General features: G+C 37.5%; 20 protein-coding genes and 1 pseudogene. 19 read left to right on the top strand and 2 right to left on the bottom strand.

Translation table 11 applies throughout. From position 1 onward, the window contains the following. Positions 1-243 precede the first annotated feature (243 nt). From NC797_RS10140 to NC797_RS10115, 6 genes are all read left to right on the top strand, one after another. Positions 244-831 carry an alanine:cation symporter family protein gene (locus tag NC797_RS10140; RefSeq protein ID WP_334313186.1) on the top strand — a complete coding sequence of 196 codons (588 nt, stop codon included), beginning with the start codon at positions 244-246 and terminating at the stop codon, positions 829-831. A gap of 39 nt (positions 832-870) precedes the next feature. Then, complete coding sequence (locus tag NC797_RS10135) at positions 871-1,347, top strand: SDR family oxidoreductase (protein ID WP_272436666.1); 477 nt, start codon at positions 871-873, stop codon at positions 1,345-1,347. Between the two features lie 400 nt (positions 1,348-1,747). Beyond that, entirely contained in the window at positions 1,748-2,605 is an 858-nt protein-coding gene (locus NC797_RS10130) for an NERD domain-containing protein (RefSeq protein ID WP_272436665.1), read from the top strand. 223 nt (positions 2,606-2,828) lie between these two features. Next, complete coding sequence (locus tag NC797_RS10125) at positions 2,829-3,323, top strand: HIT family protein (RefSeq protein WP_272436664.1); 495 nt, start codon at positions 2,829-2,831, stop codon at positions 3,321-3,323. 51 nt (positions 3,324-3,374) lie between these two features. Further along, the gene (locus NC797_RS10120) at positions 3,375-3,701 is read left to right on the top strand and encodes a nucleoside triphosphate pyrophosphohydrolase (protein WP_272436663.1); all 327 of its coding nucleotides are present in this window, start codon (positions 3,375-3,377) and stop codon (positions 3,699-3,701) included. After that, entirely contained in the window at positions 3,694-6,126 is a 2,433-nt protein-coding gene (locus NC797_RS10115; RefSeq protein ID WP_272436662.1) for a DEAD/DEAH box helicase family protein, read from the top strand. Before NC797_RS10120 ends, NC797_RS10115 begins: the two co-directional genes overlap by 8 nt. A gap of 340 nt (positions 6,127-6,466) precedes the next feature. Here NC797_RS10115 and NC797_RS10110 read toward each other — a convergent pair whose 3' ends face one another. Further along, positions 6,467-6,694, bottom strand: a complete 228-nt coding sequence (locus NC797_RS10110; protein WP_272436661.1) for an RpnC/YadD family protein — start codon at positions 6,692-6,694, stop codon at positions 6,467-6,469. A 5-nt stretch (positions 6,695-6,699) separates the two neighbouring features. Between NC797_RS10110 and NC797_RS10105 the strand changes: the two are divergent. After that, positions 6,700-6,957: pseudogene (locus NC797_RS10105) on the top strand (NAD(P)H-binding protein); the annotation flags it as partial. Positions 6,958-7,376: 419 nt separating this feature from the next. After that, positions 7,377-8,219, top strand: coding sequence for a nucleotidyltransferase (locus tag NC797_RS10100; RefSeq protein WP_272436660.1), 843 nt, complete (start codon positions 7,377-7,379; stop codon positions 8,217-8,219). 147 nt (positions 8,220-8,366) lie between these two features. Here NC797_RS10100 and NC797_RS10095 read toward each other — a convergent pair whose 3' ends face one another. Continuing rightward, positions 8,367-9,287, bottom strand: coding sequence for an aldo/keto reductase (locus tag NC797_RS10095; protein ID WP_272436659.1), 921 nt, complete (start codon positions 9,285-9,287; stop codon positions 8,367-8,369). Positions 9,288-9,433: 146 nt separating this feature from the next. Here NC797_RS10095 and NC797_RS10090 point away from each other — a divergent pair, with 146 nt between their 5' ends. The 11 genes from NC797_RS10090 to spoIIAB all read left to right on the top strand — a co-directional run bounded on the left by NC797_RS10090 (position 9,434) and on the right by spoIIAB (position 19,053). Then, the gene (locus NC797_RS10090; protein WP_272436672.1) at positions 9,434-9,985 is read left to right on the top strand and encodes an NUDIX hydrolase; all 552 of its coding nucleotides are present in this window, start codon (positions 9,434-9,436) and stop codon (positions 9,983-9,985) included. After that, a complete protein-coding gene (locus NC797_RS10085; RefSeq protein WP_272436658.1) occupies positions 9,982-11,148 on the top strand; it encodes an endonuclease Q family protein in 1,167 nt (388 codons plus the stop codon). The genes NC797_RS10090 and NC797_RS10085 overlap by 4 nt, the downstream gene beginning before the upstream one ends. Positions 11,149-11,258: 110 nt before the next feature. Next, positions 11,259-11,897 carry a stage II sporulation protein M gene (spoIIM, locus tag NC797_RS10080; RefSeq protein WP_272436657.1) on the top strand — a complete coding sequence of 213 codons (639 nt, stop codon included), beginning with the start codon at positions 11,259-11,261 and terminating at the stop codon, positions 11,895-11,897. A 112-nt stretch (positions 11,898-12,009) separates the two neighbouring features. After that, positions 12,010-12,465, top strand: a complete 456-nt coding sequence (gene fur, locus NC797_RS10075) for a ferric iron uptake transcriptional regulator (protein ID WP_272436656.1) — start codon at positions 12,010-12,012, stop codon at positions 12,463-12,465. Positions 12,466-12,732: 267 nt separating this feature from the next. Next, positions 12,733-12,951: a YqzK family protein gene (locus NC797_RS10070; protein WP_272436655.1), complete on the top strand. Its 219-nt coding sequence runs from the start codon at positions 12,733-12,735 to the stop codon at positions 12,949-12,951. A 3-nt stretch (positions 12,952-12,954) separates the two neighbouring features. After that, positions 12,955-13,845, top strand: a complete 891-nt coding sequence (gene xerD, locus NC797_RS10065) for a site-specific tyrosine recombinase XerD (protein WP_272436654.1) — start codon at positions 12,955-12,957, stop codon at positions 13,843-13,845. Between the two features lie 259 nt (positions 13,846-14,104). After that, complete coding sequence (deoB, locus tag NC797_RS10060) at positions 14,105-15,286, top strand: phosphopentomutase (protein WP_272436653.1); 1,182 nt, start codon at positions 14,105-14,107, stop codon at positions 15,284-15,286. Between the two features lie 255 nt (positions 15,287-15,541). Continuing rightward, the gene (locus NC797_RS10055) at positions 15,542-16,843 is read left to right on the top strand and encodes a pyrimidine-nucleoside phosphorylase (protein WP_272436652.1); all 1,302 of its coding nucleotides are present in this window, start codon (positions 15,542-15,544) and stop codon (positions 16,841-16,843) included. 126 nt (positions 16,844-16,969) lie between these two features. After that, positions 16,970-18,160, top strand: coding sequence for a D-alanyl-D-alanine carboxypeptidase family protein (locus NC797_RS10050; RefSeq protein ID WP_272436651.1), 1,191 nt, complete (start codon positions 16,970-16,972; stop codon positions 18,158-18,160). A 102-nt stretch (positions 18,161-18,262) separates the two neighbouring features. Continuing rightward, the gene (gene spoIIAA / locus NC797_RS10045; protein WP_272436650.1) at positions 18,263-18,616 is read left to right on the top strand and encodes an anti-sigma F factor antagonist; all 354 of its coding nucleotides are present in this window, start codon (positions 18,263-18,265) and stop codon (positions 18,614-18,616) included. Next, on the top strand, positions 18,613-19,053 hold the full coding sequence (spoIIAB, locus tag NC797_RS10040; RefSeq protein WP_272436649.1) for an anti-sigma F factor: 441 nt from the start codon (positions 18,613-18,615) through the stop codon (positions 19,051-19,053). Before spoIIAA ends, spoIIAB begins: the two co-directional genes overlap by 4 nt. Positions 19,054-19,056: the final 3 nt, after the last annotated feature.

Genomic DNA, 19,056 nt, shown 5'->3' with positions numbered 1-19,056 from the left:
AGGATGATTGAAAGGTGACAGTGCGACTATTGTTCAATGGGAAAAATTGCAATTGGGACAAAAAAACAGAACTGAAAAGATGTTCTGTTTTTTTGTCCCAACTACAATTCTTTCCTTAATAATTATAACACATCCTAATTAGAATATGAGGACTGAAAGAGAGAGGATTCTGTTAAATAGTATAGCAAAACTCCCAACAAAGAACAAGTGTTCCTTTTACAAAGGAGGTATTTTCGCTGATTAATCTTCAACCATTCTATATTTGCTTTCACGGAGGGAAGATTACTATCTAATAGCCACCTATATAATGTCACATCAGAAGACGGAGCACCAATTGTTGATAATCTTGGCGATGCAGAACCGTCCGCATACACGCAAATTGCCATTGATTCTGCATTACCTGGTTTTGGTTCCGCGTTTCTAGCGATTGCTCTATTCTTCTTTTGTTTTATGACTGTTATGTCCAATTACTATAAGGCGGAAACCAACCTCGCCTTTCTTAACCGTAATCGTGGAACAAAAATGGTCTGGCCAAAACATGTACTAAAAGTTGTCTTATTGGCAATGGTACTATACGGTAGTGTCCAAACCGGAGAAATGGCATGGGCATTAGGAGACCTAGGTATGGGGACCATGGCATGGTTGAACTTCGTCGCCATTTTGCTTCTTACAAAGCCAGCTTTAAAAGTATTGAAGGATTACGAGAAACAAAAGAAAGAAGGAAAGGATCCTGTTTTCAACCCTGCTGACATAGGCTTGGAAGATGCGGACTTCTGGGAAAACGAGTTTCTAGGGCCTGAAACGGATAAGAAACAATCTATCTCTTCTTAAAATAAACGTCAACCAGATATAAAAGGAATGAATGTTTAAGTGAATTCAAATGTTATTGTCATTACGGGCGCTGGAAGTGGTTTAGGGGCGTCGCTGGCAAAGAAATATTCTAAACTGGGTCATCACGTCTGTTTGCTAGGGCGGACGAGAAGCAAACTAACAAGAACAGCCGAAACGTTAAGTTATAAACACTCTATATATGAACTCGACGTAACTGCAAAAGATGATGTTGCAAAGGTCATTCAATCCATTAAAGAAGATGTTGGGTCTATTGATCTACTAGTTAACAATGCAGGAGTGGGTATGTTTGATTTAGCAGAAAATGCAAGTGAAGAATCTACACACCAAATGATTATGGGAAACATGAAAACTGATTTTTGGGATGATATTGATAAAGAGATAGAAAGAAAGGGTTTAATGGATCCAGATGATGTTGCGGACATTATCATAGACAGTGTTACGTCAAGACAATACCTGTCAGTGGACGAGGTTGTTATTACTAATAAAGAGAGTTAGTTGGAATTGATAGCTCTTGAATACTTTTAGGTTGGTAGAATCGTAATAGAATCCATGTTGTTTGGGCTATAAAACCCTACAAGAAGTGAATACAATAACGAGCTAGTTTTTAGGTACCAGTAACGCCAAATGGACAAATGTTCAGGAGGCGTTACTGGTACCCTTTTTGATTAAATCTGCTTTTTAAGAGGTAATTGGTAATGTTTTAAAAAGGTATGTATGATCGGAACGGAGCTGGAATTTGTCTAGTAAGGGTTTCTGTGATGTTGTTAGGCCCAAGGCAGTGAAATAGTTGTCAGAATTTCGCATGTATGTAATACAATTTTGTAAAATCGTGGTATCATTAACTGAACCTATTTTTGTCTAGGTTTCCATTACATACAGAAAGTGGATGAAACTTATGTTCTATTTAGTAATATTAGTTATTCTTATTATTTTATTTAAGTTGAACTTCGCCAAGATTAAAGGGGCTGTAGGGGAAAGTTATGTAAAAAATAAATTGGAGAAATTGGAGCCTGACAATTATACAGTTTTTAATGATTTATATGTACCTACAAAAGAAGGAACTACCCAAGTGGATCATATTGTAACAGCTCCATACGGTGTATTTGTCATCGAAACCAAGCACTATGACGGATGGATTTTTGGTAGCGAAAATCAGCGATATTGGACGCAGGTCATTTATAAACGAAAAGAAAAAATATTTAATCCAATCTGGCAAAATGGTGGGCATATTCAAGCTTTGTCTGATTATCTAAATTTGGACAAAAGTGAGTTTCATTCCATCATAGCCTTTTCGGGTCAATCAACGTTCAAGTTCAAGGAGCCCTTTAAACAGGCGACCGTTATACATTTTAATCAGCTTATTAATACTATTAGAAGACAAACGAATAGACGTTTAAATGATATAGAGTTACATGCTATTAATAAAAAAATAGAGCAACTAGCGATCACGGATAAAAAACAATTAAAACAAGTTAAGAAAGAACATCTTAAGTTGGTTAAAGAGAAAAAGACTAACAAAAATAAAACATCTTCTACTAAAAAAGGGACGGTGCAACAGAGTGCACGGAATACAAAAAGAGTGTCCTCCAAGGTACACAACATTCAAAGTACTAGTCAAACCAATGGGTCGGATTCCATCAGCAAAACTTGTCCTAAATGTGGGGAAGATATGGTTGAAAAAAGGGGGAAGTATGGCAGATTCCTAGGGTGTAAGAATTATCCATCATGTAAGTATACGGTTAAGTCTTCATAGAGATAAGGGTCCCTTGTCACTTTTTCTGTGTAAAACAATATTTATATAACAAGATTATTCAGGTGGTGACACCCATAAAATAAAACACTAGACAAGCTAAAAACATTATTACCTAGTACATTTACTGGTGGATATGTCCTCTATAGTTAAAATGGGAAAAAACTAAACTACATAGTTCACCTATGATAAAATTAGTACAACGAAATTTTAAAGGAGTAAAACGATGACCTGTCCGTTTTGTAATCAAGATGAACTAAAAATAGAATTAGAAAATGAAGCAGCTGTAGCCTTCTATGATAAATATCCTGTTCAGCAAGGGCACTTATTAATCATCCCGAAGGCACATGCAGAGACATACTTTGATGCCTCAACCATTCAGATCATGGCGATTCATGATTTAATCCATCAAGGGAAAAAACTGATAGATGATCAGTATGCTCCAGATGGTTATAACATTGGTGTAAATGTTGGAGAATTTGGAGGCCAAACAGTAAATCACTTACATGTACATTTAATTCCACGCTATGAAGGGGATATGGAGGATCCGCATGGTGGCATTCGGAATGCGATACCTAACTTAGTTCCATATCCGAGTATAGTAGAAAACGAAGAAAATAGTAGAGTAATATCTGGTTATGAAGGAATATATGAAGTTATCAGTACAGGTAGAAAAATCTCGTTAAAGAACCAAAAAGCGTTGGCAAGATGTAATGATTAATTCGGTTTTCACATTATTAAATTAACTAACTAAGTAGAAAGGGAGATTTCTATGCCCATATACAATAAATTAGTACGAGACCTCATTCCGCAAATCATTGAAAAACAGGGAATACAATTCTCCACCAAAGTATTAGACCATGACGATTACATAGCAGCATTACAGAAAAAGCTGGTGGAGGAAGTAGAGGAATATATAAAAACAGATAATAATCAAGATAGTTTAGAGGAATTAGCTGATGTTTTAGAATTGATTCATGCCATAGCTAAAATACATGGATCCTCTATCGATCAAGTGGAGGAAATTCGTCAGCAAAAGGCGATAGAGCGTGGTGTATTTAACGATAAGGTATTTCTACTAGAGGTTGAAGATGACTAGGATAAGACTTATAACAGAAAACGTAAAATCGGAAATTTTGGAGGGCATTCATACTGCTTCAACGATTTACATTTTGACTTCGTTTGTAATGAAATCTGGTGTTGAATTATTACGACCTTATCTGATCGCTGCTGCCAAACGTGGTGCGGACATTAAAATTTGTACAGGTGACTACTTATTTGTAACTCAACCTGATGCTCTGAAGAAACTGTTATTTGCTGATTTTAAAAACGTAGAGGTTCGAATGTGGCGAAGTAATGGGACATCTTTTCATCCAAAGGCTTATCTTTTTAATCATATGGAAAAAGGAACATTTATTGTCGGTTCATCCAACCTATCGAGGTCAGCACTAACAACAGGAGTTGAGTGGAATTTAGTTATGGAAAAAGAAGCGGAACCAGACACTTTTGAGGATGCGGTAGATCGATTCTTGAAGGTTTTTTATGATGATCAAACGGTTCCGGTAAATGAGGAAACGGTAAAAAAATATGCGAATCAGTATGAAGAATATCATCGTAAAAATCCGAATCTAGCTACTACATGGGCGAAGCAGGAAGAAATAGAGTTAATGCTTCCTAATGAGGAAAAAGAAAAAACCACGACAGAAGAGGTAACCAATGAATCTCCAAGCCATTATCGTACTAAAATTGAGCCACGCTCTTCCCAGCAAAGGGCTTTAGAAGCGCTAGAAGCAACCATTGCAGAGGATTATGATAAAGCAATGGTGGTGATGGCGACTGGGCTTGGAAAGACGTACCTGGCAGCTTTTTTTGCTCGAAGATTTAGACGTGTGTTGTTTATTGCCCATCGAGAGGAAATTCTGTATCAAGCTCAACAATCGTTTCAACAAGTCATGCCTGATCGCAATTATGGTATCTACAACGGTAAGATGAAAGACACGGCAACAGACAACATCTTTGCTTCGATCTTTACCTTAAGCATGAAAGAGCACCTTCAGATATTTCCCCAAGACTATTTTGATCTTATAGTTGTAGATGAATTCCATCATGCAGCAGCACAGTCCTACAAACGTATATTAGATCATTTTACACCAGAGTTTTTATTAGGCATTACCGCCACGCCAGATCGGATGGATGGTAAGGATGTGTATGCTATTTGCGATGGAAATGTAGCGTTTCAAATGCACTTCATTGAAGCAATCCAACAAGGGTGGCTTACACCTTTTCATTATTTCGGAGTCTATGATGACACAGATTACTCTCAAATAACATGGCTTGGAACTAAGTATGATCAATCCGAATTGTTGGCCGCGCAATTACGTGAAGGTTTAGCAAAAAATATACTTGAAGCATGGGTGAAGCATAAACAAACTCGTACAATTGGTTTCTGTTCGTCGATTAAGCAAGCAACGTTACTTTCCAACTTTTTTAATGAAAACGGATACGACACGATCAGCCTTCACTCCCAAAGTGTCATCAATAGGAAAGAAGCGATTCAAAAATTAGAAAGGGGAGAGCATGACGTTATCTTCACCGTTGATTTGTTCAATGAAGGTGTAGATATCCCACTAGTTGATACCCTATTATTTGTTCGACCTACGGAATCATTAACGGTATTTACCCAACAGATAGGTCGAGGACTTAGGCTTCATGGTGGAAAAAATCACTGTACGATTATTGATCTAATTGGTAACTATCGAAATGCGGATATTAAATTAAGTCTATTTGATACGGAAAGAAATGAAAAAGGAACAAAGAAACAAAAAACAGTTCCTATTGTACCAACCCAATGTGAAATTAGTCTTGATGTTGAGGTAATAGATTTATTAAAAGAGCTAACAAAGAAAAAACAACCAAGAAAGGAAAAACTCCTTCAAGCCTACCTTGACTTAAAAGAGGAAATCGGCAAACGTCCTACCTATCTAGACATGCATTTACACGGAAATATAAACACTAGGGAAATTAAGCAGGAATTTAAATCGTATGTTGGTTTCTTGTATTGGGCAGAAGAATTAATAAGTAAGGAGCAAGAGGTATTTCAGGATTATAAGGCATGGGTAGAAGAGGTAGAAAAAACGGCCATGTCGAAGAGCTATAAGATGGTCTTACTATCCTATATGTTAAATAGGGGAGAATCAAACTGGCATAATGCCATAACCCCAGAAGAGGTAGCACCATATTTTTATCGATATTTTACAGAAAAAGAACATCGGAAACAAGCGGATTTCTCTGATAAGAAGACAAGGAAACTATGGAATTATGATCAAGAAAAGGTAGCAAAAATCGTAGCAAATATGCCTATGACCAAGTGGAGTGGAAGTTCTAAAGGTTTACTAGTATTTGATGGTGACAAATTCCGCTTGGGGTTTGATGTTACTGAGAAGGATCTTGGTACGTTGTTTCAAATGACAAGGGAGGTTTGTGACTATAGATTGCATGATTACTTTGAGCGGAAGGGGAGATAGGGTATTTTCTTTTTAGAATTTACGGAGGGAAGTTAGAGGAAACTCCAAACATTTAATTACGTTGGAGATTCAAAAGCGAACTCGTTTCAGCAAGCTGAAACATCTGATTGGAAATTCCCACCTACGCTTCGCTTAGAGGTTGGGGTCTAAAACCATTTAAAGATTAAATACCAGGTACTGGGATACGAGCTAATGTCCAGCAATCAGTGCCTAGTATGTCTAGTGAAACATTCCGTGAAACAAGATTTTTTTCGGGTGGTGACAGTCACCACTGGAATCATCTAGAAAAGAAGAAGCCCTTTGTTCCAAATGGACATAGGGCCTATTTCCGTCTGAGTTTTCACATGTCAAGTTTTATTTTTCTGACTCTATCCACATCAAGATCAATGATTTCTGCAACCTCTTTAACGGACATTCCCTTTGTTAACAGTCGCCTAGCAATCTCTTCATTATGCTCCTTCGCTTCTTTAACCGTTTGTTCTACCTTCTGTTCTGCCTTTTGTTTTGCCTCCTGTATGTTAAGCTCAGCTTCCCGTTTGGCAGCCTCTTCATCTATGATTCGTTTCAAACGTGCTTCGTAACCTAGAAAAAGCGCAAGAATTACAGACCCGTGGAGTAGATGTTAGCCAAGGAGACTTTGACCATCCAGAAACGCTTGGTCAAGTTTTTGCTGGTATTGATCGCTTATTGATTATTTCTGCGGATGGCGATAACGAAACTAGAATTCGCGAGCATAACAACGCAGTAGCTGAGGCAAAGCGTGCGGGAGTTCGTTTTATCGCTTATACAAGCCTTGCCAATGCAAGAGAAAGTAAAAATTTTCTTGTTCCTTAGGTTCATTATTCGCTGGATTGTTAATTGGTACATGGGGCTATGTTACTTCTTTTATAATATATGGATTAGTTGGCATAGTGGCTGCCCTTATAGGACCAAAAGAAGTAAGAAAGAAAAGAGTGTTGATGTATATAAAACAAGGACCACTATTATTTTATAGTTTAGCTTATTTTCGAGTCTTCAAGATAGGGCGCAAGCGTCAATAATAGCAGCAGTCGCTTCTTCTAGTATAGAGGCTGTTTTAAAAGAAAAAGCCTAATTGTTACTTGAGTGTCACACCTTATTAAATTAGAAATAACCTATTTTTTAAAGGGACAAAAAGCAAGAAAGTCCGCAAGAACCCTAGTTTTTGGTATGATTATGGTAACGACTAATCAACCCAAAAGGACGTGTTAACAATTCAAAGGGGAGATACGGTGACAAAAATTAAAAACATTGGACGTTTTTGCCCAACTGATGATAATGGATATATACGCAATGATTCAAGTTTAAAGAAGGTAAAGCCTGACTTTCTCAAAGTAATAGATGAAGTAATAGAAATTTATCAAGCCCATTTGGGATCAAACTTAATTAGCATTTATATTAGGGGTTCAATTCCACGTGGATTGGGTATAAATGGCGTTTCAGACTTGGATACAATGGCCATTACGAATAAAAAAACGAATGATATTGACTTGAAATGGGTAGATAAGGTGGAACAAGAATTGAACCAAAAATTCAACTGTGTAAATGGAGTAGAATTTAGTTTTTATCATATAGAAGACATTTTAGAAACTACTACGTTTTCAATCATTCCGTTTATGATAAAGACACATAGCGTGTGCGTATTTGGTGAAGATTTGACCGTTCACTTACCTAATTATAAAGCAGACCAAACTCTTGGAAACGAACATCTTGTTAATCTGAAAAATCAAATTGAACAAGCCAAAAAAGACCTTGATGGTAACCATGATTCGGAGGATATATTAGATTGTTGTAGTTGGATTATGAAAATCATAGTTAGGGCTGGGCTTGCGCTTGTAATTGTGGAGGAAAATCAATATACAAGAGACTTATTCCCAGCGTACAAGTTATTTGCTGAATATTATCCAGTGAAAGAACCTGAAATGAAACAGATACTTCAATATGCTATTGACCCAGTTGAAAATTCGAATGAAATTATAAATGTTTTAGATAAGTTTGGGATTTGGATGATAAATGAATCTGAAAAGTGGCTACAAATGAATAACCCTGACAAAGTAAATAATATGGAATTATAGAATAGGGGTGTCATTTTTGAGGATGCAACTGTTAGATATTCTCGTTTACAGCCTTAGTATGGCCACTCATTGACCAATTGAGACTCGTCCAAACGCTTCACACGATAGAACGGTCACTCATTCCTCGAATGAGTGACCACCGCTATATTATCGGTGTTTGTCATACGTAATAGGCTTGGTTATCGATTGTAATGTTTCGTATTGATCATCGGTTAATTCGGGCGCATCCATATATTGGAGGTTTTTTTCTAACTGCTGAACGGAGCTAGCACCAAAAACGGCGGTCGTGACCGAATCGTGATGGAGAATATATTGTAAGGCCAATGCTTCTATTGGACGACTCTCCCCAGCGTTTTTCTCTATTTCACCTACCATTTCCGATAGTTCCTTGAACGTATAACTAAGATAGCCATCTTTTCCTTTTTCTTTCACAATGGAAGAGGCGTTATGGCTCAGCATTCCTTTTGCCATAGGCCCTCGTGCTAAAACACCAATATTATTTTCTTTCAACAAATTCAAGGTTTCTTCCTCAGGCCTACGATCGAACAGGCTATACTGCGTCATGACACTCACAATATTAGAGTGTTTTACATATTCTCTAATAACATTTGGTCGGATGGAGGAAATTCCGTATTCTCGGATCAATCCTTCTTGCTTTAACTCCTCAAAAGCAGAAATCGTTTCGCCAATTGGATCTTCCATTGTTCCGCCATGTAATTGATAAAGATCGATGTAATCAAGTCCTAGTCTTCGCAAGCTTTCTTTTATTTCTTCCTTTATATATGCTTTAGATGGATCCCAAAACCAGCTCCCATCTTCTACGTTAAAGTGATTACCGACCTTTGTTCCAATGAAAACTTTGTCACGCATTCCTTTAACAACTTTCCCTACGATTTCTTCATTCTTACCAAGGTCATAAAGGTCTGCTGTATCTAAATAATTGATGCCCGCTTCTACAGCACGTTCCACAATCGCTCTTGCTTTTTGCTCATCAGTGCCTAGAGACATGCAGCCGAGACCTAATTCAGATAAGTACAGATCCGAGGAACCTAGTTGTCGTTTCTTCACAATTAACATCCTTTCCGACTTTTTCTCTCTTTATTTTAAAAATAACGAGATAGGAATACAACTAATGTGTATCATTTGATTATGTTTGGTATGCTAAAAGAGGATGTTCAAAAATGAAAACTGTAGAAGAATGGAGCATAAGGCTAATGAAAAATTTTGAAGAAAAAACAATCCAATCTACCAAGATATTTGATGGTAAAGTTGTAAAATTGCAAGTAGATGAAGTGACATTGCCAAATGGACACACATCGAAACGAGAAACTGTGAAACATCCTGGTGCAGTAGCAATTATTCCGATTACGAAAGACAATAAGATTTTGTTTGTGGAACAGTATCGCAAGCCGTTGGAGAAAAACTTAGTAGAGATTCCTGCTGGTAAGCTTGAGGAAGGAGAAAAACCAGAAGCAACCGCTTTACGGGAGTTGGAAGAGGAAACAGGTTATACAACAGATCACTTATCATTTGTAACGTCTTTTTATACGTCTCCGGGTTTTGCTGATGAAATCATCCATTTATATTTAACGGAAAATCTGATTCCACTTGAAGTAAAAAAGGACTTGGACGAAGATGAATTTGTTGAGCTGATTGAGCTGACATTAGAAGAAGCAGAGCAATATGTCCAAACCGAACGCATTCATGATGCAAAAACAGCATATGCGCTTCTTTATTTAAGATTACAAGGAATGAAAAGAACATGATCCAATCTTACTTTGCAGACTTGCATATTCACGTAGGTAGGGACATATATGGTAAGCCAGTTAAAATTACAGGTTCAAAATCACTTACACTAACGAACATTTTAAAAGAGTCGAGTAGAAACAAAGGAATACACATGGTTGGTGTGATAGACTGTCATGCTCCTGCCGTGCTAGTAGAATTGATGCAAGCACTAGAAGCAGGGCTAGCATTTGAACTAAGCGAAGGCGGGATCCAATTTGAAAACGTTACGCTACTATTAGGCTCTGAAATAGAGGTATATGATCATTATTCAAAAGGACCAATCCACGTCCTTTGTTTTTTTCCGTCCATTGCAAGAATGCAGGAATTTTCTGTTTGGTTGTCCACAAAAATGAAAAACATAACATTAAGCTCCCAGCGTTATTATGGTGGCGGAAAAGAGCTTCAATATAAAACAAAAGAATTGGATGGATTATTTATTCCAGCTCATGTTTTTACGCCCTTTAAAAGTATGTATGGGAAGGGGGTACTTTCGTCAATGGCAGAAGTATTTGATCCTGATTTAATAGATGGAATTGAATTAGGACTAAGTGCAGATACCAAGATGGCAGATCAAATTGAAGAATTACACCAATATACTTTTTTGACCAACTCAGATGCCCATTCCTTGCCTAAAATAGCTCGAGAATATCAGGAAATTATAATGAAAAAGCCAACATTTAAAGAACTAAATTGGGCGTTACATCATGTGAAAGGAAGGGGATTTCTTCGGAACTATGGGATGAATCCTTACTTAGGAAAGTATCACCAAACGGTTTGCAATGTCTGTTTCCATTCGGCCAAGGAAAGGGAAACATGCCCTAGCTGTGGTTCAGCTAAGATTGTCAAAGGTGTTGCGGATCGGATAGGAGAGCTTGCAAACGCTACTGGATCACCTCTTAGTCGTCCACCATACGTTTACCAGGTTCCACTAGAGTATTTGCCTTCGCTTGGACCGAAAACATTTCAAAAGCTACTCGACAAATTTGGGACGGAAATGAACATCATCCATAAAGCAAATTTTGAAGCTCTAATAGAGATTGTGCCAGAAAATCTAGCAAGGTCGATTATATTAATGAGAGAAGGGAAGCTTTCAGTTACTGCTGGTGGTGGAGGGAAATACGGACGAATTGATTTATCTTAGATTCTAGAATTAATGGTCTACTTTTTATGGTTTCCTCATAGAGTTGAAGTATAGGAAACGCACAGGAGGAATTTGTGCATATTTCATACTGGATTATTGGAGGAAATCTTATGTACAAAAAAACCAACGTAGCAATGGATCATTTTCGGGATCATGCTGTTGTCTATGTTTTTATGACCATATTATTTTTGATTGGGATTATATTCGGTGCTATTATAGTTAATAGTATGAATTTTGTTCAAAAACAGGATTTGTTTTTTTATCTAGAGCGATTTTTCGGGCAAATATTAGACGGAACTGCTATCAATAATCAGGAGCTTTTAAAACAAAGCTTTTTTTATCAATTGAAATATCTGCTACTCTTTTTTATTCTTGGTTTGTCTATTATTGGTTTGCCGATCGTCTGGATTCTTGTTTTTATAAAAGGGTTAGTTGTTGGATTCTCAGTCGGTTTTTTTGTCAATCAAATGGGATGGCAAGGTCTTCTTGTTGCAGCCGCGTCGATTGCACCCCAAAATTTAATTATCATTCCCGTTTACATACTTGCAGGAAGTATGGCAATGATTTTTTCTCTTACTCTTTTAGGGAAGTTGTTTTCAAGAAGGATGAACCAGCCTTTATTACAGCCGTTTCTGCAATATAGCCTTGTGTTTATTATGCTAATTGTAAGTGTTGGAGTAGGGGCGGTATTGGAATCACTTGTTTCCAATCAAGCAATGCAAGTTGTGATAAAATGGTTGTATAATTGATTTTCACTTTCAATTAATATTAATTATTATATACAGATTAAAATAATTTTAATTTGACACTCGTTCCATGTCTGCTTATAATGAAAATGGGATTACGAGGGAGGGATCGGACATGGAACAACGGATTGAGCACATTAAAAAAGAGCTCCATGCACAAAGTTATAAGTTAACTCCACAGCGAGAAGCCACTGTAAAAGTTTTGTTGGAACGAGAAGAGGACCATTTGAGTGCAGAAGATGTTTACCTCCTCGTAAAGGAAAAATCACCTGAAATTGGTCTTGCAACCGTTTATCGTACACTCGAATTACTGTCTGAATTAAAAATTGTTGACAAAATTAACTTTGGAGATGGCGTTTCTCGCTTCGATCTCCGAAAAGAAGGGGCGACACATTCTCATCATCATTTGGTTTGTACCGAATGTGGGTCGGTAGAAGAAATTATGGACGATCTACTTGAAGATGTAGAAAAAAACGTTGAAAATGACTGGGGTTTTAAAGTTCAAGATCACAGACTTACCTTTCATGGCATATGCAAAAATTGCCAAAAAAATACGGCGGAAACGAAATAAAAGAGCAGTTTTCGTTTTAGTAGGAAAAGGGAGCCTTTTTCAATGAGAAAGGCTTTTTTAGCTATCCGTTATAAGATGAGACGAGTGTCGAGTTTCTCTAATACTAGACTAATAGGGTTAGGCTAGTTAATGGTCACCATGTCCTTTGTCGACTTTTTGAATAGGCATTTATGTATTCATTCCATATAGGACGTATATTTTAGTTGTTTTTTGGCATATCTTTTTAGTAGGATTATTCATCTACTATGTTTCTAGGGAGTTATGTCAATGAAACGGGTTTTACCATTTTTGAAGGATGCAATTAAAATATGTATTATTTTTATAGGGTGCACATTGCTTTTTTATTACGGTCTTCGCATAATGAATACAGAGTATGAGAACTACCACCGTTATGATCCACCAAGTGGACGAGCGGTAAAGGTTTTTGAACATGATCAACAGAGTATTATTGATCGCTTGTCCATATTTTTTCGACTAGGGGAGTAATGCGTGATGGAAGATGTATTGAACGACTTTTTACACTATTTAAAGGTTGAAAGAGGTCTAGCACGTAATACACTGGAATCCTACTATAGAGATTTAAAGCAGTACCAAACGTATATGCAAAAGGAACAAAATCAAAATAGATGGGAAACAATTAGTCGTGCCCAAGTTATCCAATACTTGTATTTTTTAAATGACAGTAATAAGTCATCAGCAACACTGTCCCGCACTCTATCATCCATTCGTCTGTTTCATCAGTTTTTAGTAAGAGAGCATGGAGCCGCTATCGATCCTAGTCTACATATTGAAACACCAAGAAAGGAAAGAAAGCTTCCAAAGGTTTTATCTACAAAGGAAGTGGATAAACTTCTTTCACTAAATGGATCGGACCCTTTAGCAAAAAGGAATAAGGCTATGCTAGAAATGCTATATGCTACTGGTCTTAGAGTATCTGAGCTTATATCGCTAAAGGTAAGTGATCTTCACCTAACAATGGGCTTTGTTCGTTGTTTCGGCAAAGGCTCAAAAGAAAGAATCGTTCCTTTGGGTAATCTTGCAAAAGAGGCAATCGAGGTTTATTTATCTAGTGCAAGACAAAAGCTCACAAAAAAGATAAATACGGATGCCCTATTTGTGAATCATCGTGGGGCACCACTGACCAGACAAGGTTTTTGGAAGATACTTAAATCCGTGGCGAAGGATATGAATATAACAAAAGAAATCACACCACATACATTACGACATTCATTTGCAACACATTTGCTCGAAAATGGGGCGGATTTACGTTCTGTACAAGAAATGTTAGGACATGCAGATATATCAACAACACAAATTTATACCCATGTAACAAAAGCTAGACTAAAAGATATTTATCAATCTCATCACCCTAGAGCATAATGGGGGAGAAGATCACCTAAGCTACGTATTTATATAGTCTTAATTTTCCAGCTTTTTGTGCGAAGAAAAAACAATAAGTCCTAATTTCACACGTCTTCTAAATTCATGTTGGTGTCTGTTTTACCACGAGTGTTTTGAACATGCTATTGGTGGAATGGTACAAATATGGCTGAGGTTGTCTGACATCCTACAACATCAAGTGTAGGAGCATAATTTGACTAGTATTTGGAAAGGTAATTATACATAGGAGGGACAAACAATGAACCAGTTTAAACGTGTTTTTTTAATTGTGATGGACTCAGTTGGTATTGGAGAAGCCCCTGATGCCGAACAATTTGGTGATAAAGGCGCAGACACGATTGGGCATATTGCAAATCATATGGAAGGCCTTCACATGCCAAATATGGGGAAACTCGGGTTAAGTAATATACGAGAAATTAAAGGAATTGCAAAAGCAGCGCAGCCGTTAGCACATTATTCAAAGATGCAAGAGGCATCAAATGGAAAAGACACGATGACAGGCCATTGGGAAATGATGGGATTATATATTAATCAACCATTTCGCACTTTTCCAAATGGATTTCCAGAAGAGCTTATTGACAAACTGGAACATAGGACAGGTAGAAAAGTGATCGGGAATAAGGCTGCCTCAGGGACTGAAATTATAAAGGAACTAGGCGAAAAGCATATGGAGACTGGTGCAATCATCGTATATACGTCAGCTGATTCCGTATTACAGATAGCTGCACACGAAGAAGTGGTTCCGCTGGATGAGCTTTATCAAATTTGTGAAATCGCCAGAGAACTAACACTTGATGATCCATATATGCTTGGAAGGATTATTGCACGTCCTTTTAACGGTGTTAACGGTACTTTTGAACGAACAGCAAATCGACACGATTATGCTCTAAAACCGTTTGGAAGAACCGTGATGAACGATTTAGCAGATCAAAACTTGGATGTTATTGCTCTTGGGAAAATTTCCGATATTTACGATGGAGAAGGCGTGACAGAATCGGTTAGAACGATGGATAATGACGATGGTATGACAAAACTAGTGGAAACGATGGAGAAAGATTTTCACGGTCTAAGTTTCCTAAATCTAGTTGACTTCGATGCTAAATATGGGCACCGTAGAGATCCATTGGGTTATGGTGAAGCGCTAGAAGCCTTTGACACGCGACTGTCAGAAGTTTTAAGTAAGCTTAATGAGCAAGACTTATTAATCATTACCGCCGATCACGGAAACGATCCGATTCATCATGGTACAGATCATACAAGAGAATACGTACCGCTGCTTATTTATCATACTGGTATTAAGCAAGGGAAAGAACTTCCATTACGGAAAACATTTGCAGATATAGGTGCGACGATCGCTGACAATTTTAAGGTTCCATTGCCTACACACGGATCAAGTTTTCTAGAAGATATAAGAAAATAGGGTTATGGATACCAATGAACTTTTAGCGGACTGAGAGGCCGCTATTTGGCCAAAAATCGTGGTATTGGCGAGTTTCGCGGACTGAGAAGCCTTTAATTGCCAAAAAGCCAGCCAAAAGTAGCCCATTTAGAGCAAATAGCGTCCTGTGAGTCCGCTTAACCACGGAAATCAGCACTTTTACTGAAAATAAGGGCCTCTCAGTCCGCATACACTCATTTTAGTCATGGAGAAAATTTATGAAATAAGGTGATAACCATGCGAATGGTAGATATAATTATTGATAAAAGAAACGGTAAAGAACTTTCTAAACAAGAAATTGATTTTTTTATTGAAGGTTATACGAAGGGGACAATTCCAGATTACCAAGCATCAGCACTGCTTATGGCAATCTATTTTAATGGAATGACACAAAAAGAAACAGCATGGCTTACCCAGGCGATGGTTGATTCAGGCGAGCAAATTGATCTTTCTGCCATTTCTGGGCACAAGGTTGATAAACATTCCACAGGTGGGGTAGGAGATAAAATAACGTTCATCACTGGTCCACTTGTTGCTTCTGTCGGTGTACCTGTTGCCAAAATGTCTGGTAGAGGACTAGGTCACACAGGAGGGACGATTGATAAACTTGATTCGATTCAAGGATTTAATAGTAGTTTAACGAAAAATGTGTTTACTGATAATGTAAATAAATTCAAGCTTGCCGTTGCTGGACAAACAGGCAATTTAGCCCCTGCAGATAAAAAGCTTTATGCTCTACGTGACGTAACAGGAACCATTGATTCGATACCACTAATTGCTGGGTCTATTATGAGCAAAAAACTTGCCTCTGGGGCTGATAGCATCGTTTTGGACGTAAAGACAGGTTCAGGTGCTTTTATGAAAACGATTGAAAAATCAGAAGCGCTTGCGCGGTCAATGGTGGACATTGGAAATGCGCTAGGCCGTCAAACGATTGCGGTCATCAGTGATATGAATCAGCCATTAGGTTATGAGATTGGTAATGCAAATGAGATTAAAGAGGCTATTGCCGTGCTAAATGGTAAACATATACCTGATTTAAGAAGGTTAGCTCTTGAATTGGCAGCCCATATGACTGTACTTGCTGAAGTATACCCAACATATGAGAACGCTTATCTGGAGTTAGAAAAAAACCTTGATAATGGTAAAGCTTTTCATGCATTTCGTACGTTCGTTGAAGCTCAAGGTGGCAACACTGATAGGATCGATGATGTTACCCAGTTACCATCCGCGCCCCACCATATAGAAGTGAAGGCTGAAGAAACGGGGTATGTTTCTGATGTCGATGCAGAGTTAATTGGTGTTGCAGCCATGTATTTAGGTGCTGGAAGAGCAACGAAGGAAGACGAAATCAGCCATGGTGTCGGTATTACGCTTCAAAAAAAATACGGGGATAAAGTGGACAGAGGAGACGTAGTGGCTATCCTTCATAGCAACACCGACAAAGCAACAGACTCATTAGAAAAAGTAAAAGCTGCCTATCGATACTCTACTTCAAAGCCAGATAAGCGTGCATTTATTCATAAGGTAATGAAATAGGAAGGTAAAAAGACTCGGGTTTCCCCGAGTCTTTTTATCATTTTTTTTTGACTAAGAAAAACTTTTAGTTATAAAAATAAGCGATCATGGAAAAAATATGATCATTACAGACTAGGAGGGATTGCCATGCAGAAATGTTTCTTGTCGATCATCATTTTCTTCCTTATTTTTTCTTATGGAACTGGATACATAAGTGCAAAGGAACATCAGGATGGAGAAAAGAAAGAGGAGCAAATTGAGCTAACTAAATATTCCCAATCAGCAATTTTGCTGGAACGAGATACTGGGAAAATCATGTATGAAAAAGGTGCGAATGATAAGCTTCCCCCAGCGAGCATGACAAAAATTATGACGTTGATTTTAATCATGGAGGCATTGGATAAGGGAACGATAGAGCTTGAAGAAAAAGTAAGCATAAGTGAATATGCTGCATCAATGGGCGGATCACAAATTTTTCTTGAAGCAGGAGAAAAAATGACTGTAAAGGATTTGTTGAAAGGGGTGGCTGTTGCATCTGGAAATGATGCAAGTGTTGCGTTAGCAGAACGAATCGCTGGAAGTGAAGAAGCTTTCGTAAAAATGATGAACGAAAAGGCAAGAGAGCTTAACTTGGAAAACACGCACTTTGAAAACCCTACTGGACTCCCAGCAGAAAATCACTACAGTACAGCCTATGACATGGCTATAATGGCTCGGGAATTGCTAAAGCATGAAGAAATAACGTCCTACACCAGTATCTATGAGGATTATTTAAGAAAAGGGACAGAGGATGAATTCTGGTTAGTAAATACGAATAAACTCGTCAAATTTTATGATGGGGTAGATGGTTTAAAGACTGGATATACAACAAAAGCAAAGTATTGCTTAACGGCAACTGCTGAAAGAAATGATATGCGTGTCATAGCAGTAGTGATGGGGGCAGACACAACCAAAAAAAGAAACAGTGATGTAACAAAAATGCTTGATTATGCTTTTAATCAATATGAAACAAAAAAGCTATTTGAGAGAAATCAAGCGGTATCAAAGCTTGACTTACTGAAAGCAAACAAAAAAGGAGTGAAGGTTGTAACTGGTGATTCAGTATCTTTATTGCATAAAAAAGGAGAAAAATTGAAAGACATTCAAACAAACGTTCAATTGAATGAAAATATAGAACTTCCACTTGCAAAAGGAGATCAAGTAGGTATATTATCTGTCGTTCAAAACGGAAAAACTTTATCAAAAACTCCACTTGTAGTACAAGAAGATGTTGGAATGGCAGGTTTTTGGATGTTATTTAAGGAAACATTTGATGATTTGTTGAAAAAAGAATATTGATGATAACCTTTCACGATTTACCACTACTTTTGTCGTTTAGCAGGATTTTTAAAGGCAAATAAAGAAAGTTCACTACAGGAAACAAATAAGGAGGAATCAGTAGTGAGTCTTTCTGTTAATTACACAACGAAAGAAAATGTTTTGTTGGTCCGTCTTTCTGGAGAACTTGACCATCATGCAGCAGAAACATTGAAAAAAGAGTGGCAGGAAACGATAAAGGCAAATCAAGTGAAACATGTTATTTTGAATCTTGAGTCACTGTCTTTTATGGATAGCTCTGGATTAGGGGTAATTCTTGGAAGATACAAAGAAGTCACGCAATTGGGAGGAGAAATGGTGGTTTGTTCAATCTCACCAGCAGTCAAGCGCCTTTTTGAAATGTCAGGTTTATTTAAAATTATTAGGCTTGAAGAAAATGAACAATATGCCCTATTAACCTTGGGGGTGGCTTCATGAGGAACACAATGAATATAGAATTTTCTAGTGTTAGTTCGAATGAGTCGTTTGCAAGAGTTACTGTTGCAGCTTTTGTAGCACAACTAGATCCGACAGTAGATGAATTAACGGAAATAAAAACAGTTGTTTCAGAAGCTGTTACCAATTCCATTATTCATGCCTATAACAACGAGCCAGATCAAATGGTGTATATAACGTGCACACTTGATGAAGATATAGTGGAACTAACGATACGGGATTATGGAGTTGGCATTTTTAATATTGAGGAAGCGAAACAACCATTATTTACATCGAAACCAGAATTGGAGAGGTCTGGGATGGGTTTTACAATTATGGAAAATTTCATGGATAAGGTTGAAATTATTTCAAGTCCTGATCAAGGTACAAGCGTTACATTAATGAAACAATTAAAGAAAAGTAAAACAGTATGCAATTAAGGG

Source organism: Terrihalobacillus insolitus (assembly GCF_028416575.1).
Taxonomy (GTDB): Bacteria; Bacillota; Bacilli; order Bacillales; family Amphibacillaceae; genus Terrihalobacillus; species Terrihalobacillus insolitus.
The sequence above is the reverse complement of the archived record's forward strand: the minus strand, read 5'-3'. Positions and strand labels throughout refer to the sequence as shown.